The 19702-nt window shown below is 70.1% G+C and carries 17 protein-coding genes; 2 read left to right on the top strand and 15 right to left on the bottom strand.

Annotated elements, in window-relative coordinates; translation table 11 throughout:
• Nucleotides 1-57 precede the first annotated feature (57 nt).
• Genes ndk through ileS form a run of 4 tightly spaced genes read right to left on the bottom strand, consistent with a single transcriptional unit; the run spans nucleotide 58 to nucleotide 5630 of the window.
• The gene (ndk, locus tag AB0E56_RS09655; RefSeq protein WP_017830321.1) at nucleotides 58-474 is read right to left on the bottom strand and encodes a nucleoside-diphosphate kinase; all 417 of its coding nucleotides are present in this window, start codon (nucleotides 472-474) and stop codon (nucleotides 58-60) included.
• 1 nt (nucleotide 475) lies between these two features.
• The gene (locus tag AB0E56_RS09650; RefSeq protein WP_244631936.1) at nucleotides 476-892 is read right to left on the bottom strand and encodes a DUF4233 domain-containing protein; all 417 of its coding nucleotides are present in this window, start codon (nucleotides 890-892) and stop codon (nucleotides 476-478) included.
• On the bottom strand, nucleotides 889-2241 hold the full coding sequence (locus AB0E56_RS09645; protein WP_359798493.1) for a folylpolyglutamate synthase/dihydrofolate synthase family protein: 1353 nt from the start codon (nucleotides 2239-2241) through the stop codon (nucleotides 889-891). The genes AB0E56_RS09650 and AB0E56_RS09645 overlap by 4 nt, the downstream gene beginning before the upstream one ends.
• Nucleotides 2238-5630: an isoleucine--tRNA ligase gene (gene ileS / locus AB0E56_RS09640; protein WP_359798491.1), complete on the bottom strand. Its 3393-nt coding sequence runs from the start codon at nucleotides 5628-5630 to the stop codon at nucleotides 2238-2240. The genes AB0E56_RS09645 and ileS overlap by 4 nt, the downstream gene beginning before the upstream one ends.
• Nucleotides 5631-5952: 322 nt before the next feature.
• Between ileS and AB0E56_RS09635 the strand changes: the two genes are divergently transcribed.
• On the top strand, nucleotides 5953-6603 hold the full coding sequence (locus AB0E56_RS09635; protein ID WP_359798489.1) for a pentapeptide repeat-containing protein: 651 nt from the start codon (nucleotides 5953-5955) through the stop codon (nucleotides 6601-6603).
• On the opposite strand, the gene AB0E56_RS09630 is transcribed toward AB0E56_RS09635, so the two are convergent.
• The 11 genes from AB0E56_RS09630 to AB0E56_RS09580 form a co-directional block, all read right to left on the bottom strand.
• On the bottom strand, nucleotides 6593-8101 hold the full coding sequence (locus AB0E56_RS09630) for an ABC transporter ATP-binding protein (RefSeq protein WP_359798487.1): 1509 nt from the start codon (nucleotides 8099-8101) through the stop codon (nucleotides 6593-6595). The genes AB0E56_RS09635 and AB0E56_RS09630 overlap by 11 nt on opposite strands.
• Nucleotides 8098-8910 (bottom strand): ABC transporter permease, encoded by an 813-nt coding sequence (locus AB0E56_RS09625; protein WP_359798485.1) that lies wholly within the window; start codon nucleotides 8908-8910, stop codon nucleotides 8098-8100. Before AB0E56_RS09625 ends, AB0E56_RS09630 begins: the two co-directional genes overlap by 4 nt.
• Complete coding sequence (locus tag AB0E56_RS09620; RefSeq protein WP_359798483.1) at nucleotides 8907-9854, bottom strand: ABC transporter permease; 948 nt, start codon at nucleotides 9852-9854, stop codon at nucleotides 8907-8909. Before AB0E56_RS09620 ends, AB0E56_RS09625 begins: the two co-directional genes overlap by 4 nt.
• Nucleotides 9855-9879: 25 nt before the next feature.
• Entirely contained in the window at nucleotides 9880-11493 is a 1614-nt protein-coding gene (locus tag AB0E56_RS09615; protein ID WP_359798482.1) for an ABC transporter substrate-binding protein, read from the bottom strand.
• 91 nt (nucleotides 11494-11584) lie between these two features.
• Nucleotides 11585-13108 (bottom strand): serine hydrolase domain-containing protein, encoded by a 1524-nt coding sequence (locus AB0E56_RS09610; protein WP_359798480.1) that lies wholly within the window; start codon nucleotides 13106-13108, stop codon nucleotides 11585-11587.
• Nucleotides 13105-13818, bottom strand: a complete 714-nt coding sequence (locus AB0E56_RS09605) for a type 1 glutamine amidotransferase (RefSeq protein ID WP_359798478.1) — start codon at nucleotides 13816-13818, stop codon at nucleotides 13105-13107. Before AB0E56_RS09605 ends, AB0E56_RS09610 begins: the two co-directional genes overlap by 4 nt.
• A complete protein-coding gene (locus AB0E56_RS09600) occupies nucleotides 13815-14909 on the bottom strand; it encodes a dipeptidase (RefSeq protein ID WP_359798477.1) in 1095 nt (364 codons plus the stop codon). Before AB0E56_RS09600 ends, AB0E56_RS09605 begins: the two co-directional genes overlap by 4 nt.
• 18 nt (nucleotides 14910-14927) lie before the next feature.
• Nucleotides 14928-15818: an aminotransferase class IV gene (locus AB0E56_RS09595; protein ID WP_359798475.1), complete on the bottom strand. Its 891-nt coding sequence runs from the start codon at nucleotides 15816-15818 to the stop codon at nucleotides 14928-14930.
• A 26-nt stretch (nucleotides 15819-15844) separates the two neighbouring features.
• Nucleotides 15845-16993, bottom strand: a complete 1149-nt coding sequence (gene menC, locus AB0E56_RS09590; RefSeq protein WP_359798473.1) for an o-succinylbenzoate synthase — start codon at nucleotides 16991-16993, stop codon at nucleotides 15845-15847.
• On the bottom strand, nucleotides 16990-17679 hold the full coding sequence (locus AB0E56_RS09585) for an SIS domain-containing protein (protein ID WP_359798472.1): 690 nt from the start codon (nucleotides 17677-17679) through the stop codon (nucleotides 16990-16992). Before AB0E56_RS09585 ends, menC begins: the two co-directional genes overlap by 4 nt.
• Nucleotides 17676-18455, bottom strand: coding sequence for a GNAT family N-acetyltransferase (locus tag AB0E56_RS09580; protein WP_359798471.1), 780 nt, complete (start codon nucleotides 18453-18455; stop codon nucleotides 17676-17678). Before AB0E56_RS09580 ends, AB0E56_RS09585 begins: the two co-directional genes overlap by 4 nt.
• Nucleotides 18456-18547: 92 nt before the next feature.
• Between AB0E56_RS09580 and AB0E56_RS09575 the strand changes: the two genes are divergently transcribed.
• Nucleotides 18548-19696, top strand: coding sequence for a M20/M25/M40 family metallo-hydrolase (locus AB0E56_RS09575; RefSeq protein WP_359798469.1), 1149 nt, complete (start codon nucleotides 18548-18550; stop codon nucleotides 19694-19696).
• Nucleotides 19697-19702 lie beyond the last annotated feature (6 nt).

Genomic DNA, 19702 nt, shown 5'->3' with positions numbered 1-19702 from the left:
AGAAGCCCGCCGCCGATCCGAGGATCGGCGGCGGGCTTCTTCGTGTGATCGCAGGTGTCAGTCGAACCAGATGCCCAGCTCCCGGGCCGCCGACTCGGGGCTATCCGACCCGTGCACGAGGTTCTGCTGGACCTTGAGCCCCCAGTCACGACCGAAGTCGCCCCGGATCGTGCCGGGCGCAGCGGTCGTCGGGTCGGTCGTGCCGGCGAGTGAACGGAAGCCCTCGATCACGCGGTTTCCCGCGAGGCGGATCGCGACCGATGGACCCGAGAGCATGAACTCGAGCAGCGGCTCGTAGAACGGCTTTCCTTCATGCTCGGCGTAGTGCTCAGCGAGGAGGTCGCGGTCGGGCTCGACCAGGCGGATGTCGACGAGGGCGTACCCCTTCGCCTCGATGCGTGCGAGGATCGCGCCGGTGAGGCCGCGGGCGACGCCGTCGGGCTTGACGAGGACGAGGGTTTCTTCGGTGGCCATGTCATTCACTCTCTGTCTGAGTCTCGGTCGTGGGCTCGGCGGGACGTCGTGCGTCCAATCGGGCCCCTCCGATGGTCGCATACGCCCACATGCCGCCGAAAATCAACACGACGAGCAGGATCGCCGGGACGAAGAACGCCGACAGGGCGACGATCGCCTGCACGACCCACCCCGCAGTGAGCGCCCAGGGCTTGGTGATCATCCCCGCGATCGCGATGCACGCGAGAGCGAGCACTGCTCCCCCGACGATGCCCCACCACTGTTCGATGCCGGCGGGGAGCTGACGCAGTCCGAAGATCGTGAGCCCGACGAGGAACACAACGATCGCCTCGAAGCCGAGCACGATGGGGGCGAGCTTCTGCACGAGCGTGCGCGGCGGCCGCGGAGCGCGCGCCGGTCGCGCGGCATCCGCGCTCATGCGCGCCACCCCGATTTCCAGTCCTCGTCCTCCGCGAGGGCGATCGCCTCGCCCGCGAGCACGACGGAGCCGGCGATCACGACGGCCCGGCGATCGGACGAGGCTGCCCATTCGCGCGCCGCGTCGGCCGCGTCGGCCAGGGAGTGGTGCACGGTCGCCCGCTGACCGCTCTGCTCCACGAGGTCGGCGATCGCATCGGCGTCGCTCGCCCTGTCGGAGTCCGGGGCCGTGGCGAACACGTGCGCGACCGCGGGGACGAGACGCTCCACGATGCCCGCGGCGTCTTTGTCGGCCAGCACGCCGAGCACCAGGCCCCACTCGTCGAAGTCGAAGCTGTCGTCCAGGGCCTGCGCGAGAGCGGCGGCACCGTGCGGGTTGTGGGCGGCGTCGACGACCACGGTCGGTGCGATGCCGAGCAGCTGCAGTCGTCCCGGCGAGGTGGTCCCCTGCAGGCCATCGGAGATGATGTCCCCGGCGATGGCCTGCGACGCGCCGCCGATGAGCGACTCGACAGCTGCGACGGCGAGCGCGGCGTTGTGCCCCTGGTGCGCACCATACAGCGGCAGGTACTCCTCGGCATACTCTCCCGCGAGCCCGCGGATCGTGAGCAGCTGCCCACCCACGGCGAGCTTCTGCTCGGTGAGCCCGAACTCCTCACCCTCGAAGGAGATGGTCGCGTGGCGCTCCTCGGCGACCCGACGCAGCACCGCGGCGGCCTCCGGAGGCTGCTGCGCCGACACGACGGCCGCACCCTCCTTGATGATGCCCGCCTTGACCTGCGCGATCTCCTCCACGGTGTCGCCGAGTCGATCCGCGTGATCGATGTCGATCGGTGCGAAGACGGCGACGTCGCCGTCGGCGGTGTTCGTGGAGTCCCACTCCCCGCCCATGCCGACTTCGAGCACCAGCACATCGACGGGGGCATCGGCCACGGCGACGAACGCCAGCACCGTCAGCAGCTCGAAGAACGTCAGGGGCGCATCGCCTGCGGCCTCGAACTCGGCGTCGACGATGTCGACGAACGGCTCGATCTCGTCCCAGGCGTCGGCGATCGCCTCGTCGGCGATGGGCTCGCCGTCGATCATGATCCGCTCCGTGAAACGCTCGAGGTGCGGACTGGTGAACAGTCCGGTGCGCAGGCCGTGCGCACGCAGGAGGCTCTCAATCATCCGCGCCGTCGACGTCTTGCCGTTCGTGCCCGTGATGTGCACGACGCGGTACGTGCGCTGCGGATCGTCGAGGAACGCGAGGATGCGCGCGGTGCGCTCCTTGCGCGGCTGCACCCACCGCTCCCCCGCCCGGCTCAGCAGCGCCTCGTACACGGCATCTGCGCGATCCCTGTCGCTCATGCTTCGACCTTTCCGCTCGCGACCCCTGTCGCATCGATCGTCACGATCACTGGTGCCTTCGTCGCCCCCAGTGCGCGTGCACCCGAGCGGAACACGCCGTCACCGGGACTGGTGACATCGTCGACCAGGGCCTCGACGTCGTCGGTCGGCTGCACGGCGAAGGCGATCGCCAGCGTCTCGGCGGCGATCAGCTCCGCGTGGGCCTCCAGCGCGGCCGCATGCTCCGGCGAGGCGTTCAGCCCGAGAACGATGCGGTCGCTCACGTCGAGTCCGGCGTTCTTGCGCGCCTCCTGGACGACACGGATCGCATCGCGGGCGAGGCCTTCCGCCTCGAGCTGCGGCGTGGTCTGCGTGTCGAGCAGCACGAAACCGCCGGACGGCACGATCGCGAGGGCCTCGCCCTCGGGCCGTCCTGTGGTCTCCAGCGCGAGGTCGTACTCGGAGGGCTCCAGCGCGATGCCGCCGGCGGTCACCACGCCAGCCGACTCCGACCAGTCTCCGGCCTTCGCCGCTTTGATCACGGTCTGCACGTTCTTGCCGAGTCGCGGTCCGGCTGCACGCGCATTGACGCTCAACCGGTGCGTGATGCCGTACTCTCCCGCGGTCGTCTCCTGCAAGGACACGAGTTCGACCGACTTGACGTTCAGCTCCTCCCGCAGGATGTCCTCGAACTGGCCCAGCGAGCCGGCCAGGGGCGACACGACCGTGAGCCGTGCCAGCGGGAGGCGCACCCGCAGCTTCTCCTTCTTGCGCAGCGCGTTGCCGACGCTCGACAGCTCACGCACGGCATCCATCGCGTCGCGGATGTCATCCGCCGCAGGGAACTGCGTGTCGTCGGGCCAGTCGGTCAGGTGCACGCTGCGCCCACCGGTGAGCCCCTGCCACACGCGCTCGCTGATCAGCGGCACGAGAGGCGCCGCGACGCGGGTGAGCGTCTCGAGCACCGTGTAGAGGGTGTCGAAGGCCTCGCGGCTCTTCGGGTCTTCCGTCACGCCGACCCAGAAGCGGTCCCGAGAGCGACGGATGTACCAGTTCGTGAGCACCTCGGCGAAGTCACGCAGTCGAGCCGACGCCGTGGTCGAGTCGAGTCCCTCGAGGTCGGCGCGCACCTCGCGCACGAGATCTCCGAGCCGGGCCAGGATGTACCTGTCGAGCACATCGGTCGAGTCCGTGCGCCAGGACGCCTCGTATCCGTCGGCACCGGACGCGTTGGCATAGGTCGCGAAGAAGTACCACGAGTTCCACAGGGGCAGCAGGAACTCGCGGACACCCGAGCGGATGCCCTCCTCCGTGACGGCGAGGTTGCCGCCGCGGAGCACGGAGCTCGACATCAGGAACCAGCGCATCGCGTCGGACCCGTCGCGGTCGAGCACCTCCGACACGTCGGGGTAGTTGCGCAGCGACTTCGACATCTTGTAGCCGTCGCTGCCCAGCACGATCCCGTGACAGCTCACGCCCGTGAACGCCGGGCGGTCGAACAGCGCGGTCGACAGCACGTGCATCACGTAGAACCAGCCGCGTGTCTGTCCGATGTACTCCACGATGAAGTCCGCAGGCGCGTGCGAGTCGAACCACTCCTGGTTCTCGAACGGATAGTGCACCTGCGCATACGGCATCGACCCGGAGTCGAACCAGACATCGAAGACGTCCTCGATCCGGCGCATCGTGCTCCTGCCGGTGGGGTCGTCGGGGTTCGGGCGCGTGAGGTCGTCGATGTACGGGCGGTGCAGGTCGATCTCGCCCTCGGGGTTGCGCGGCAGGGTGCCGAAGTCCCGCTCCAGGTCCTCCAGCGATCCGTACGCGTCGACGCGGGGGTACTCGGGGTCGTCGCTCTTCCAGATCGGGATGGGCGAGCCCCAGTAGCGATTGCGGCTGATCGACCAGTCACGCGCACCCTCGAGCCACTTGCCGAACTGGCCGTGCTTGACGTTCTCGGGCACCCAGGTGATCTGCTCGTTGTTCGCGAGCATGTCTTCCTTGATGTCGGTCACGCGGATGAACCAGCTCGACACGGCCTTGTAGATCAGGGGGTTCCGGCAGCGCCAGCAGTGCGGGTACGAGTGCTCGTAGCTCTGCAGCCGGATCAGGCGTCCGTTCTCGCGGATGAGGCGGACCAGCGGGGTGTTCGCCTCCATCCACAGCTGTCCAGCGACATCGGTCACGTTCGGGAGGAACTTCCCGCCGTCGTCGAGCGACAGGATCGTGGGGATTCCGGCAGCGCCGGCCACGCGCTGGTCGTCTTCACCGTAGGCGGGAGCCTGGTGCACGATGCCGGTGCCGTCGCTGACCGTGACGTAGTCGTCGACCAGGATGCGCCAGGCGTTCTCGGTGCCGTAGGTCTCGGTGTCGGCGTAGTAGTCGAACAGGCGGTCATAGGTCACGTCCTGCAGCTCCGACCCGCGGACGGTCGCATCGACCGCCGCGAGGGCGTCGTCCGTGCTCTCGTAGCCGAGGTCCTTGGCGTAGCCGCCCAGCAGCTCCTTCGCGAGGAGGTACCTGTGCGCCGACGCCTCGACCGCGGCATCGGTCGTCCCTGCCGCCTGGTGCACATCGGCGGCACCGGCCGGGCCGGCGGGGACGACGACGTATTCGATGTCGGGCCCGACGGCGAGCGCCAGGTTGGTCGGAAGCGTCCACGGCGTGGTCGTCCAGGCGAGGGCACGGACGCCGGTGAGGCCGAGAGCCTCCGCCTTGGCGCCGGTCAGCGGGAAGGTGACCGTGACGGAGGGGTCCTGACGCATCTGGTAGACGTCGTCGTCCATGCGCAGCTCGTGCGCGGACAGCGGGGTCTCATCGCGCCAGCAGTACGGGAGGACGCGGTAGCCCTCATAGGCGAGGCCCTTGTCGTAGAGGGTCTTGAACGCCCAGAGCACACTCTCCATGTAGCCGAGGTCGAGGGTCTTGTACCCGCGGTCGAAGTCGACCCAGCGCGCCTGACGGGTGACGTAGTCCTGCCACTCGTGCGTGTACGCCAGCACCGAGCTCTTCGCCTTGGCGTTGAACACGTCGATGCCCATGTCCTCGATCTCGGCCTTCTCGGTGATCCCGAGCTGCTTCATCGCCTCGAGCTCGGCGGGTAGGCCGTGCGTGTCCCACCCGAACACGCGGTCGACCTTGTGGCCGGTCATGGTCTGGAAGCGGGGGAACACGTCCTTCGCGTACCCGGTGAGCAGGTGGCCGTAGTGCGGCAGGCCGTTCGCGAAGGGAGGGCCGTCGTAGAACACCCACTCGGGTGCGCCCTCGCGCTGAGCGATCGAGGCTCGGAACGTGTCGTCCTTCTCCCAGAAGGCGAGCACCTCCTCCTCGATCTGCGGGAAACGAGGACTCGGGGCGACGGGGCTGGTCGAGGCGTCGGCGGCGGGGCCGAAGGAGGAACGGGGGTAGGTCATCGTGTCTCGCAGTGGTCGTCGTGGCGGATGCTCCTGCGAGGACGACCCTCGCGGACCGCGGTACCACCTCGCGTGCGCTGCGTCCCCCGGAGGGTCGGTTCGCGCCACTCTCACTGCGGCTGTGACGGGCCTGCCCCGCTCGGTTCTACTGGGCCCGTCGCCGAGCTGTTCTTCCGAGAGCTCCCCGGTGATGCCGGATCGATGCTCGTGCCTCCATTGTACGCAGGTGCGCACGCCCGCTCTCCCCCATTCCCGAATCTGCGACCCCACGCGCAGGCAGGCTCACGGCTCGGGCGTCGGGGGCAGGGCATAGCCTCGAGGAATGCCCCGCACTGCCGACTCCCCCGCCGCTCCCCGTGTCTCCGCTCCCGACCTGCCGCCCGTGCTGGAGTCCGCAGCACCGGGCCGCCGCGCAGACGTGATCGCGGCTCGACTCGATCTGACCGGCACGGTCGATCTCGCATACTCGACACTCGAGCAGTGCGTCGTGAGGGCCGATGCGGAGACGGTCGACCTCACCGGCGGGACGGTGGTCGACGTCGACCTGCCAGGAGTGCGCATCGCCTCGCTGCGCCTTCGGGATGCCAGAGTCCGACGGATGCGGATCAGCGGCGGCCGGATCGGCACCCTCGACCTCAGCACCGCGAGCATCGCGGAACTGGAGCTGCGGGACGTGCGGATCGACTACCTGAACCTCGGCGCCGCGAAGGTGACGGACCTCGATGTCTCCGGCTGCGCGATCCGCACGATCGACATGCCGCAGGCCGAGCTCACCCGTGTGCGGTTCGACTCCACGTCGAGCGACGAGGTCGACACCCGCGGCATGCGGGCGAAGGACCTGGATCTGCGCGGCCTCGACGCCCTCGCCTATCTCGACGCCAACAGCCTCCGTGGTGCCACGCTCACCTCGTTCCAGGTGCAGCAGCTGGCGCCGATCCTCGCGGCCGGCATCGGCATCCAGGTCAAGGACTGACGGGACCGCTCGCCGCAAGCAGCTCTCTCGTGAAGGGATGCCGGGGAGCAGCGAAAACCTCCGCGGTGACGCCCTGCTCGACGACCCGGCCTTCCTGCATCACGAGCACCTCGTCGGCGACGGCGCCGACCACGTCGAGATCGTGCGAGACGAGGATCATCGTGAGCCGGCGCTCCTCCTGCAGCCGTGCGAGCAGCCGCAGCACGCGCTCGCGTACCGAGGGGTCGAGCGCTGACACGGGTTCGTCCAGCACCAGCACCTCGGGGTCGGCAGCCAGTGCCCGGGCGATCGCAGCACGCTGTCGCTGTCCCCCGGAGAGCGCAGCCGGCCGCCTGGCAGCGAGTTCCGGCCCGAGACCGACCTCGGCCAGGAGCTCCGCCACGCGAGCGCGCCGCTGTGCGCGGGGCACTCCTCCGGCTTCGAGCCCTTCCCGCAGCGAACGGCCGATGGTCCATCGGGGGTCGAACGCACCGAGCGGATTCTGGTGCACGAGCTGCACCCGCCGCTGCTGCACCCAGTCCAGGGTCCCGTCGTCCGGCGCGTCGACGCCCACGATCATGCGGGCGAGTGTGGTCTTGCCCGAGCCGGACTCTCCCACGATGCCCAGTGTCCGACCGTCGGCCACGGTGAAGGAGGCGTCGACGACGGCGGGAACGGCGTCGAAGCTGCGCGAGACCCCGGTGGCCACCAGCACGGGGGCCGAACTCGCAGGGGCCGTGGCGCGGGGTTCGTGGATGGACGCTGCGATGAGCTGTCTCGTGTACTCGTGCCGAGGATCGCGCAGGACCTCGCCCACCGGCCCCGACTCCACGACGACCCCGCCGCGCATCACCAGCACGCGGTCGGCGACCCTGCGGACGGCAGCGAAATCGTGACTGATGAAGACGAGTGCGGTTCCCGCATCCGTGATCTCCCGCAGCAGGCCGAGGATCCGGGCCTGCACGGTCGCGTCGAGGGCGGTCGTCGGCTCGTCGGCCACGAGGACCGCCGGGTCGCCGGCGAGCGCGGAGGCGATGAGCGCCCTCTGCCGCAGACCGCCGGAGAGCTCATGCGGATGCTGTCGCGCCCGGCGCGCGGCGTCCGGCATCCACACCCTGCCGAGAAGTTCCTGCACGCGCGCCGCCCTGGCCGCACGACCTCGGGCGATGCCGTGCAGCAGCAGCGGCTCGGCGACTTCGGCTCCGATCCGACGCAGCGGATCGAGGGAGACGAGGGCGTCCTGCGAGACGAGCGCGATGCCCGCTCCCCGCAGACGTCGCCACGCGCGCTCCGAGAGCGACGTCGCGTCCGTCCCGCCGATGGCCAGCCGGTCGAGGGCGACGGCAGCGTTCGCAGGCGTGAGGCCGAGCAGCGCCCTGGCCGTGAGTGACTTGCCCGCCCCGGACTCGCCGACGATCGCGACGCACTCACCTGGAGCGACGGCGAAGGACACACCGTCGACCACCGCTGTCCCCTCGAAGGCGATCCGGAGTCCTCGCACCTCGAGCGCCGCGGTCACGTCGTGCTCCCGTCCGCGCGTGCCCGGAGGATCCGTCCGACGACCGTCGCGGACACGACGGTGAGGGTGATCGCGATGCCGGGGAACACCGAGATCCACCACGCCTGCCCGAGCACGTTGCGTCCGCCGGAGAGCATGAGTCCCCATTCCGGCGTCGGCTCGGACGGCCCGAGTCCGAGGAAGCTGAGTCCTGCCGCCGCAAGGATGCTCGATCCGATGCCGATGGTCGCGAGCACGCTCAGCGCGCCGAACACGCCGGGCACCACATGTCGGGTGAACGCGCGCACACGAGGGACTCCGAGTATCCGCGCGGCCTCGACGTGTTCCGCGACCCGGAGCGTCTGGGTCTGCACTCTCGCGAGTCGGACGTACACGGGGACGGCGGCGAGCGTCACCGCGATGGCGATGTTCACCGGCCCCGGACCCAGCACCGCGACCACCACCAACGCGACGAGGAACTCCGGGAAGGCCATCAGCACGTCGTTGACGCGCATCACGGCGGTGTCGACGCCCCGCGGTGCCGTTCCGGCGACGGCGCCGATGACGAGGCCGACCGCGAGCGCGATCCCGGTGGCGAGGAGTCCGATGCCGACGGATCTCCCTGCCCCGTGGACGACGCGCGAGTACACGTCGCGCCCGCTCTGGTCGGTGCCGAAGAGGTGCTCGGAACTCGGCGGGAGCAGGGCTGACCGCACGTCTGTCTGCAACGGATCGGCCGTCGCGAGAAGATCCGGCCACAGCGCCGCCACGGCGATCAGTGCGAGGACGGCGACGGCCGCTCCGAGCAGCACGCGTTGCGCGACCCTCACCGGACGCCCCCTGCCCCGAGCACGCGCACCCTGGGGTCGATCAGCGGGTGCACGAGTTCGACGACGAGGTTGACCGCCACGAAGACGAGGGCGCTCAGCAGGATGATCCCGGTGAGCACAGGCAGGTCCCGGTCGCTGATCGCCGCGAGGGTCACTCTGCCGAGGCCAGGACGGGCGAAGACCGTCTCCACGAGCACGGCGCCTCCGAGCACGGAACCGGTGAGGTACGCGGCGAGGGTCACTGCCGACGCCGCGCCGTGACGCAGGCCGTGTCGGAGAGTGAACCACGACGGGCTCGCTCCCCGCGCACGCACCGTCTCGGCGAACGGCATCCGTTCCGCCTGGGTGAGCCCGTCGCGCAGCACCTGGCTGAGCAGTGCGGCGACCGGTAGCGCGAGGGTGATCGCCGGGAGCACGAGCGTCGCCGGGTTGCGCGCGCCCGACACGGGGAACCATCCGAGCCCGAACGCGAAGACGCTCAGCAGCACGAGACCGATCCAGAACACCGGGGACGACAGCACGATGAGCTCCACCCCGGAGGCGACTGCGCGACCGATGCGACCGCGGACGAGCACCGCGACCGCCAGCGCGAGCACGACCGCGATCAGCAGTGCCAGGAGGGAGAGCTGCACCGTCGCACCGAGCTGCCTTCCGATGACATCGGTCACCGGCATCCGCAGCTGGTACGACTCGCCGAGGTCGCCCCTGGCCAGCTGTCCGATGAAGACGACGTACTGTTCGAGCGGCGGCCGATCGAGCCCCAGCTCCGCCCTGATCCCGTCTTTCACCTCATCGCTCACCTGGGCCAGAGGTCCCAGCATCACCGAGACCGGGTCGCCGGGGATGACCCGGAACGCGAGGAACGCGACCGTGGCCGCGCCCCACAGGACGATGACGACGGATGCGGCGAGACCGGCGACACGGACGAGAGCAGCCTTCACCACTCGTGCCCTCCGCTCAGCCGACGGATCAGCCGACGGTCACATCGTAGAACAGGGGCCGTCCGTACAGGTCGTACTCGAGTCCTTCGACGCGCTCGCCGACCGCGGTGATCGCCGACGGTGTGTACAACGGCACGATCGCCGTGTACTCCGCGTTCCACTGCTGCAGCTGGGTGTACAGCTCGTTGCGCTCGTCCTGGTCGCTGCTCGCGACCGCCTGCTCCAGGAGCGCATCGATCTTCGGGTCGCTCACCTGCGACGCGTTCTGGAAGCCGTCGGTGTGCAGGTGAGCGCGCAGGAAGTCCGCGTCGACGCCCGAGAAGCCCCAGTCGGTCAGGTCGAACGTCTTCGGCTCGTACTGCGCGTTGTACGCACCCGGCTCGAGCACCTCGCGCTTCACCTCGAACCCGATCTCCTTGAGGTCGGACTGGATGGCGTTCGCGAGGGCGGCCCGGTCGTCCGGGACCGGGGTCCAGGCGATCCAGCGCACCGACAGGCGCTCGCCGTCCTTCATCCGGATGCCGTCCGCATCGCGCTCGGTCCATCCCGCCTCGTCGAGCAGCGCGTTCGCGGCATCCTGATCGAAGGGCCAGCTGTCTTCGAGCGAGGCGTCGTACCCGGGGGTGGTCGATCCGAGGACGCTCCAGGCTCGGGGGAACTGTCCGAAGTAGATCTCCTCCACCGCGGCGTCGATGTCGATGCCCCTGGCGAACGCCTGCCGCACCTTCTCGTCGGCGAAGACGCCGTACTTCTCGTTCAGGTACAGCGAGTACGGCAGTCCCGGGTACTCGATCGAGTCGACCGTGATGCCCTCGCCGAGGTCCTTGGCGAGGTTCGGCGGGATGTTGCTGGCGAGGTCTGCTTCTCCGCTCTCCACGACCCCGGTGCGCACCGACGCCTCGGGCTGGATCTCGACGCGGAGGGTCTCGATCGACGGCGCCTTCTCGTCATGCGGGCCCCAGGCGTAGTCGTCGTTGCGGGTGTACACGATCTCCTGGTCGGGGGTGTACTCCGTCAGCTCGAACGGTCCTGTGCCCACCGTGATGCCGGGACCACCTGCCGCGAGCTGGTCGGCCGACTCCGCCAGCACGGCCGGAGAGTAGAAGCCGAGCTGCGGGGTGCTCGCGGCCTGCAGGAACGGCGCATAGGGCTGGGTGAAAGTGACCTTCACGGTGTGGTCGTCGACGACCTCGGTGCCCTCGTAGTAGTCGGCGCCCATCATGCTCGCCGCCTGCTTCGAGGCGGTCTCGGGGTCGACGATGCGGTCGAAGTTCGCCTTGACCGCTGCCGCGTCGAACGGCTCGCCGTCGGTGAAGGTCACATCGTCGCGGAGCGTGAACGTGTAGGCGGTGCCGTCATCGGAGACGTCCCAGTCCGTCGCGAGCCACGGGCTGAACGTGCCGTCAGCCTCCTGGAACACCAGTGAGTCGAGCACGGCCCTCTGCACGAGCCCGGAGACGTCGAGCTGGCTGACCTGCGGGTCCATGTGGCCGGCTGCGAGGTTCGCGCCCTCGATCGACCACACCAGCTCTCCCCCGCTGTCGTCTTCCGAGCCGGGAGCGGCGCATGCGCTGAGCACGAGGGCACTGGCGGCGGCGAGCGCGGCGAAGGGCAGGAGACGACGCACGGGTTTTGCGGGCATGACGATTCCTCAGAAAGCGGTCGGGATGCCTCCAGTCTATGGGCATTTCTTGGACGGGGTCGAAAAGCGACGAACCCCTGTCCCGCTCCACTCACCAGGTCGGCAGCACCACGCGATGGTGATCTGCGGCGGCAGGAAGCTCGTCGACTGTCAGGCTCTCCCCGGAGCCGACGACCACGACGTTCACGCTCTGCACGAGGGGCACGGCGATGCCCACCAGCCGCACCTCGACGCGGAGGTCCGCGCGCTCTCCGAGGATCCGCCAGCGCAGTTCGGCCTCGTTCGCTGCGGTGACCACGCGCTCGGCGAAGGGCGGCTGATATGCCCGCACGCCGCCGACCTCTGCCTGCTGTGCCCCCAGCCGCGCATCACGCACCTTCGCCGGCACATCCTGAAGCACGTGCCCTGCCAGGAACGGGTAGTCCGCCGCGGACAGCCCGTCGAGCATCGCGGCGTCGATGGCCTGTGCGGCGCGCACCGTCTCCGTCCAGGGGTGCACCACAGCGGACGGTGCATCAGTACGCTCGAGCACGGCCTGGAGCGCCGCACCCGCGACCCTCCGTGCCGCGAACTCGTCCGAGTTGCCGAAGGCCACGACCCCCGTACCGGTCGCCGCGTGCCATCGCATGTGCGCGGAGAATCCGGGAAGACCTCCCGAGTGCTGCACCACGCGGCCGAAGCGGCGGTCCTCCTCGACGAAGAGCCCGTAGCCGTAGCCCGCTCCGGCGAGGTCACGCCCGTCGAACATCGCCGACGGCACGGGGATGGGCGTCCGCGGCTGCTGCATCTCCCGCCGCGACGACGGCGCCAGCACCTCCGGGGCGAGAGGCTCATCGGCGAAGGCCGAGCCGAGGAACCACATCCAGGTCGCGATGTCGTCGACCGTGCTGAACATGCTGCCGATGCATCCCAGCGCACCGGAGCCGACGAACGGCTCGGAGAGGAAGGTCGCCCCGTCGTCGAAGGTGCGGAATCCGCCGGCGAGGTCTTCGGCACGGTATGGGTCGGGCGCATGCGCCGTGCGGTGCAGTCCGAGCGGCACGATCAGCGTGTCGCGCACGACGTCTTCGACGGCACGACCGGTGACGACTTCGACCACCCTGCCGAGCAGCGACTGTCCGAGGTTGGAGTACTGATACGTCGTGCCGGGCGCGGCCGCGAGGAGCACCCCTTCGGCGAAGACCGCGGCGATGTCCTCGCGGGTCGCACCGAGGTGTCGATCGACCCAGGCGTTGTCCTCCCCGAGCCCCGAGCGGTTCGACAGCAGGAGTTCACCGGTCAACACCGCGGAGTCGCCTCGATACCGTGCCCGCACATCCGGCAGATACTCCGTGATCGGCGCCTGCAGGTCGAGCAGCCCGCGGTCGCGCAGAGCGAGCACGGTCGCCGCGAGGAAGCTCTTCGACATCGAGGCGATCCGGAACACGGTCTCGCGCGTGGTCGAGCCGTCGTCACCGCGCGGATGACCGTGCGTGCGCACACCGCGGACCTCTCCGCGTTCGCACACGGCCACGATCGATGCGGGCGCGACCCGTCCAGCCCGGTCGTCGAGGGCGCTCTCGAGCACACCGTCCGCCACTGCCGTCACCGCAGAGGACCCGCTGCCCGCGGTCATGCGTCGACCCCGGCGAGCACCTCGTCGGCGAAGGCGTCGACGAGGCCTCGACTCACCGCGGTGTTGTGCGGGTCGACGCGCTCGGCGGCCGCGATGAGGTCGGGCAGCGATCGGCCTTCGCCGCGCAGAGCCGCATCGTCCCATCGGGCGAGATCCGCGGCGGAGGCCTCGGGGTGGAACTGCACGCCCCTGACGTGCGCTCCGAGCCGGAACGCCTGGTTCTCGACGAGATCACTCGAGGCGAGCAGCACGGCATCCGACGGCAGGCGCGTGATCATGTCCTGGTGGTTCTCGATCATCGGGGCACCGTCGCCGAGCACCGACAGGACGGCATCCTGTCGTCCCGCCGTCGTGGGGTGGATGGGCGTCGCGCCCCGCTCGACCGGCCCGGTCTTCGCCTTCACCTCTCCCCCCGCCACGTGGGCGAGGAGCTGGCCGCCGAGGCAGATGCCCAGCGTGGGAAGATCGCGTTCGATCGCCTCTGCCGCGAGTGCGCGCTCCGGAGCGAGCCACGGAGCGCGGTCGTCATCGTCTGGCATGAGGCCGCCGCCGAGGAGCACCAGCCCGGCATACGCCTCGAGCGAAGCGGGGAGCTCCTGCTGGGCACCGACGACCGCCTCGACCGCCACTCCGCGATCGGCGAGCCAGACTCCCAGACGGCGCGGCCCCGAGGCTGCGGAGTTGACGACGACGAGCACACGCGCGCTCACAGCGCTCCCTCGCGAGACGCCGTGTCGACGGCGGGGACGAGCGCCGCGGGGGCCGGCTCCCCTGCCGTCCCCGCGAGGAACGCCTCGTGGTCCTGGTCGGACGCCGCGAGCACACGCAGCACGTTCTCGTTCGCGAGGCCGGCGAGGTCTGCGTCCGACCAACCGCGGGCCCGCAGCTCCGCGAACAGCGTCGGATACCCCGATACGTCTGCGAGGCCCTCCGGCATCGCGTCGGAGCCGTCGTAGTCCGCGCCGATACCGACCGCGTGCGCGCCGGCGACCCGGCGGATGTGGTCGAGGTGATCGGCCACGTCGCGCACCCCGACACGCGGGGCGTCTCCCTCGCCCCCGGCTTCCCACCAGTCGCGGCGGGCCTGGGAGAGGAAGGTCGGGACGAACGGGACCATGACGACCCCGCCCTGCGCGCCGATCGCGGCGAGGACGTCATCGGGGACGTTGCGGGGGTGATCGCACAGGGCCAGCGCTCCCGAATGGCTGACGATCACGGGGCGCGTCGTCTCTTCGAGCGCATGGCGCATTGTGCTGGGGGCCACATGCGAGAGGTCGACCAGCACCCCGATGCGGTTCATCTCACGAACCACCTCGCGCCCGAAGGCCGTGAGTCCCCCGTGCCGCGCCTCGTCCGTGGCGGAGTCCGCCCACGCGATAGTCCGCGACCACGTGAGCGTCATGTACCGGGCCCCGAGCCGGGCGAACTGCCGCAGCACCGCCAGCGAACCGCCCAGCTGGTCGCCGCCCTCGATGCCGATCAGCGAGGCGATCCGACCGTCCTTCATGGCCGCAAGCGCATCGGCGGCCGTCCTGGCGAACGCGAACCGCTCAGGATGCGCGTCGACGAGTCGACGCACGAAGTCGATCTGCTCGAGCGTGGCCACGACCTGCTCTGCACCCTCCAGCACGGGGTCGACCCAGACCGACCAGAACTGACCGGCCACTCCGCCGCGCGTGAGCCTGGGCAAATCGGTCTGCGTCGTCGGCACGTCGCCGCCGAGCTCCGCCACGCGGTATCCGAGGAGCGTCCTGCTCGCCCACGCCAGGTCGTTGTGTCCGTCGATCACGCCGTCGATCATCTGCTCCACACCTTCCGGTCAGTCCTCGCGTGCATCCAGCACCGCGTTCATCCGCGCCGTCAGCGCGAGATCCCTCGTCCTCGCCACGCCGTCGAGCTCCCGCACGGGAACGGCACCGCGTGTGCTGGAGCACAACCACAGGGCATCCGCCCGATCCAGATCCTCCCGCACGAGCGCCGCCGTGCCGACGGAGAGATCGGCGATCCCCCCGAAGACGTCGGCCTGGGTCGTCCCGGGGAGCACGCCGAACTCGGTCGGGGGTGTCACGAGCCGCCCGTCGATGCGCGCGATCAGCGTCGAGCGCGGACCCTCCAGGACGAATCCGTCGCTGCTGACGAAGACGACATCATCGGCGCCGCGGCGTACCGCTTCTCGCAGTGCAGCCTCGTTCACCGCGTACGCGAGGGACTTCGCGCCCTGCAGCAGCCACGGCGAGGTCTGCATCACATCGTGCCGGTAGCCCCGATCGAGCACGACGGCACTGGTCCCCGTCGCCCTGACCGCCGATGGGTCATTACCCGCGAAGCCGAGCACCCACCCGGTCGGGTCTGCACGGTCGATCTCGTCGCCCCGCGTCATCACGAACTTGATCGATGCCAGCTCATCCGCCCGCAGCACGTCCGGCGCCGAGACCGCTGCAGCGGCCCGGAGCACCGCCGTGCGCCATAGGTCGAGCCGCGGCGACGGCATCTCCAGAAGGGCCGCGGAGCGCTCGAGTCTGGTCAGGTGCGCCTCGAGGGCCTGCGGTCTGCCGTGCCGCACGACGGCCGTCTCGAACACGCCATCGCCCCGGTTCACTCCGAGGTCCGTCGCCCGCACGATCGGCTCGCGAGGATCGACGGGATGGATGCTGTCGGCGACGGACGCCGTGCCCGACAGGTCGAGCTGGTACAGCAGCAGTGCGCGCATGGGGATCCGATCCGGGAGAGGAGGTGTCAGCCGCGAGCGAGGGCGGAGCCGTGGACGTGCGCCGCTGCGGTGTCGAAGGTGCGGGACGACTCGCGCTCGATGCGCTCGACGAGGACCTCGTGCCCGATGCCGGGAGCGCTCGGAACCGTCACAAGTCCCGATTCCGCGCGCACCGGCGGGTCGACGATGTCGGCGGCGTAGTACTTGTCGGACCCGGAGACATCGGAGGGGAGCAGGAAGCCCGGCAGCGACGAGATCGCGACGTTCGCGGCCCTCCCCACACCGAACTCGTGCATGCCCCCGCACCAGACCGGGATGCCGGCGTCGACCGCGATGTCATGCGCCGCGCGCGCCACACTCAGACCACCCATCCGCGAGACCTTGATGTTGAGGACGCGGCCGGCCCCCAGGCGGATCATCGAACGCAGATCGCCCAGAGCGACGACCGATTCGTCGAGGCACACGTCCGTGCCGATGCGCGACTGCAGCACGGCGTGCGCGACGAGCTCGCGCGGTCCGAACGGCTGCTCGATCATCGTCAGACCCTCGCCGTCGAGGCGGGCGAACACCGCGGCCGAGTCCGCATCGTCCGGGTAGGCGCCGTTCGCGTCGACGTGCAGGTCGAGGTCGGGATGCGCCGCGCGCACGGCGCGTACCGGCTCGACGTCCCACCCCGGCGCGATCTTGAGCTTCACGCGCGGATACCCCGCTGCCCGCTGGACCTCCACCTGCGCGAGCAGGTCATCGATCGAAGGCTCGATCCCCAGCGACACACCCGCGACGACCTCGTCGCGCGTGCCGCCGAGGGCCGCGGCGAGCGCGAGGCCCCTGGTGCGGGAGTACAGATCCCACACCGCACCAGAGAAGCCGGCCTTGGCGAACTCATGACCGCGGATCCGTTCCCACACGGCCTCCAGGTCAGCGGGTTCCTCCCCCTCGGCGCCGAGCAGGGCCGGGACCAGGTAGCGCGTGGCGATCTCCCATGCCGTGACCGTGGTCTCCGCGCCGAAGTACGGGTCGCTCGGCGCGGCGACCTCGCCCCAGCCTGTCTGTCCCTCGGCGTCGGTGAGCTCGACGAGGATGTGCTCGATGCCCGACTTGCGATGCGAGCTCGTCTCGAAGCTGTGGCGCAGGTCCTGGCGCAGCACGAACAACCGGATCCGTTCGATCCTCACGCGTCGACCTCCCCGCCGGCTCGCGGCCGCGGCTGCTCCGGCCCGTAGAGTCCCAGGCGGGCGACCAGACGGTCGCGCTCGGCCAACCGCCGACGTGCCCCCTTCGCACTCGCGGTCGTCAGGGCGCTCAGCAGGTGGCACACGGCGGCGACCGGCGTCGGAGAATCCGCGTACGAGGCCGATCCGGTGCGCACGCGGATCAGCGACGTCGCGATCGACGCGAGCGGCGCGTCCTCACTGTCGGTGATGACGACGAGCTGTCCGCCCGCCTCATGGAACAGGCGCCCGAGCCGGACGGTCTCCTCGCGATAGCGGCGCAGGGAGAACACGATGAGCACGTCGGAGGCCCGCACGTCGGTCAGGACCGTGAGCGGCTGCAGGGCGTGGCCGTCGACCAGGAACACGTTCGACAACGTCGCCGACAGATCGGCGTTGAGCAGCTGGGCATAGGCTGCCGCCTTCCCCTCGCCCGCGATGTACCGGCGTCGTGCTCCCAGCAGCAGCGCCGCCGCCTGCGGCACCTGGGCCGAACGGCTCAGCTCCTCGAAGGTCTGCGCGAGCGAGCGCTGCTCGGTCTCGATGATGCGCGCCTGGATGCTCTCCGCCGAGAGGTTGGTGCGGATGCGCTCGCCGAAGCGGTCCCGCGGCGAGACGAGATCGCGGTCCTCGTGGTTCTGGTCGCTCATGTCGTGCTCTCCCCTGATATCGCGCGGTAGGCGGCCGTCTCGTCGTCGATGCGTGCCGCGGCGACCAGCACTCCACCGCGGCGGAAGACATCGGTCATCGCCCGGTCGAGGTCGGATCGCAGCGCGTCACGTTCCCCGGCGCGGAGTTCTCGCGGCCGCGCGGGGATGGCGATCCAGGTGTCGCCGTCGACGTGGAGCGCGCGCCCCCAGTCGTCGCGACCGAGCGCGGGCGGGACCACCGGAGCGGAGAGCACGGGAGGCTCGGCGGTGAGGTCCCAGGCGACCACGAGGCGGTCGGTATCGGGGCGGGCGTAGTAGTCCCGCTCGAATGCGATGCCCACCGCGCCGAGGGAGTTCAGGTTGAAGTGCGCGTTACGGGCCAGGAGCGGATCGAAGGTCCAGCGCATGCTCCGCTGTCCCCAGCGCCGTGCCACCTCGCGCTGGGCCTGCTTGAGCGCCTGTCCGACCCCTCTCCCCTGGTGCGCCTCGTCGACCGCTGCAGCCTGGGAGTAGTGGAACAGCTCGCCGCGCCGGTCACAACCGGCGAAGCCGTACGCGAACCCGATGAGGGCGCCGTCGTCCGTGAACGCGCCGACCGCCGACCCTCCGTTGCGCGCCAGAGCGGTGAGCAGATTGGCATTGAGCGCGTATTCGCTCTCGGTGTAGGCGAACACCCGCGCGTACAGTGCCGACGCCTCTCGGAACTCCGCGTACTGGGTGAGATCGCGGCAGCCGAAGCCGACGCCCGCGTCGGCGGCCACCGAGGAATGAGGCACGATACGTTTCCTAAGATCGACGAGTTCTATTGCTCTGAGCGATGTTATCGGCGGGTTGCGGTGCAATCAAGAGGCAGATACGGTTCGTAACCGTGACGACTTATCTGGCGGATCGTGCACTGGGCGACTCTTCTGACGACATCATCGCACTCGTGCGGGAACTCGTGCTGCTCGAGACGCCGAGCCGAGACTCGGCGGCGAGCGCGCGTATCGCCGAGCTCCTCGCGGGCTGGTTCACCGAGGTGGGCGGCGCCGTGCACCAGGCACCCACCTCGGCCGGGGTCGATCTGGTGATCGACGTTCCGGGAACCGGTGCGCCGGTGCTGCTCATCGGACACACCGACACCGTCTGGCCCGTCGGCACGCTCGAGGGCGCCGTGCCGTGGTCGGTGGACGGCGATGTCGTGCGTGGACCGGGCGCGTACGACATGAAGGCCGGCATCGTCGTGATGCTCGAAGCGTTGCGGGCGCTGCAGCCCCTGCCCCTCGATCGCCGACGAGCGGTCCGCGTCGTCCTCGTCGCGGACGAGGAGATCGGTTCCCCGGAGTCGGGACCTCTTCTCGCCGAGCGTGCGCGCGGGGCCGCCGCCGCCATCGGATTCGAGTCGCCGCACCCCGACGGGGCCCTCAAGATCGGCCGCCGCGGCAGCGCCCGCGTCAGACTCACCGTGACAGGACGGTCCGCGCACGCAGCGCTCGACCCCGAGCACGGCATCTCCGCGGTGGACGAACTCGTCGACCAGCTGCTGCGGCTGCGGGAGATCGTCTCCGACCCCGGCTTGCCCGGCCCCGTGCTGAGCAACGTCGGGACGATCACGGGCGGGGCGCGCACCAACGTCGTGCCCGCGCACGCGGAGGCCGAGATCGGCCTCCGGTTCACCGACCCCGCCACCGAATCCACGGTGCTGCGCGCCCTCAGCGCCCTGACGCCGGTGCGCGACGGCGCGATCCTCGCCATCGAAGTGCTCAGCGCGAGGCCCGCCTGGCAGGCGTCCCCGGACGATGCCGCTCTGCTCGATCGGATCGCCACGATCGGTGACGGCCTCGGCCAGCGGATCACGGGGCGGCCGGCAGCAGGAGCGGGAGACACCAACCTCCTGGGCGCCCTCGGTCTGCCGACGGTCGACGGGTTCGGCCCCCGTGGCGGCGGCGCCCACGCCGTGGATGAGCACTTCCTGCGATCCGCTCTGCGGGAACGCGTCGATCTCCTGCGCGCCGTGCTCACGATCCCCGCGGCGTGACGATAC

Source organism: Microbacterium sp. NPDC028030, from assembly GCF_040637855.1.
Taxonomy (GTDB): Bacteria; Actinomycetota; Actinomycetes; order Actinomycetales; family Microbacteriaceae; genus Microbacterium.
The sequence above is the reverse complement of the archived record's forward strand: the minus strand, read 5'-3'. Positions and strand labels throughout refer to the sequence as shown.

What these genes read in the sequence shown, in the direction of transcription:
- ndk (WP_017830321.1), bottom strand. Translation starts at nt 474, where the DNA reads ATGGCCACCGAAGAAACCCTCGTCCTCGTCAAGCCCGACGGCGTCGCC.
- AB0E56_RS09650 (WP_244631936.1), bottom strand. Translation starts at nt 892, where the DNA reads ATGAGCGCGGATGCCGCGCGACCGGCGCGCGCTCCGCGGCCGCCGCGC.
- AB0E56_RS09645 (WP_359798493.1), bottom strand. Translation starts at nt 2,241, where the DNA reads ATGAGCGACAGGGATCGCGCAGATGCCGTGTACGAGGCGCTGCTGAGC.
- ileS (WP_359798491.1), bottom strand. Translation starts at nt 5,630, where the DNA reads ATGACCTACCCCCGTTCCTCCTTCGGCCCCGCCGCCGACGCCTCGACC.
- AB0E56_RS09635 (WP_359798489.1), top strand. Translation starts at nt 5,953, where the DNA reads ATGCCCCGCACTGCCGACTCCCCCGCCGCTCCCCGTGTCTCCGCTCCC.
- AB0E56_RS09615 (WP_359798482.1), bottom strand. Translation starts at nt 11,493, where the DNA reads ATGCCCGCAAAACCCGTGCGTCGTCTCCTGCCCTTCGCCGCGCTCGCC.
- AB0E56_RS09610 (WP_359798480.1), bottom strand. Translation starts at nt 13,108, where the DNA reads ATGACCGCGGGCAGCGGGTCCTCTGCGGTGACGGCAGTGGCGGACGGT.
- AB0E56_RS09600 (WP_359798477.1), bottom strand. Translation starts at nt 14,909, where the DNA reads ATGATCGACGGCGTGATCGACGGACACAACGACCTGGCGTGGGCGAGC.
- AB0E56_RS09595 (WP_359798475.1), bottom strand. Translation starts at nt 15,818, where the DNA reads ATGCGCGCACTGCTGCTGTACCAGCTCGACCTGTCGGGCACGGCGTCC.
- AB0E56_RS09585 (WP_359798472.1), bottom strand. Translation starts at nt 17,679, where the DNA reads ATGAGCGACCAGAACCACGAGGACCGCGATCTCGTCTCGCCGCGGGAC.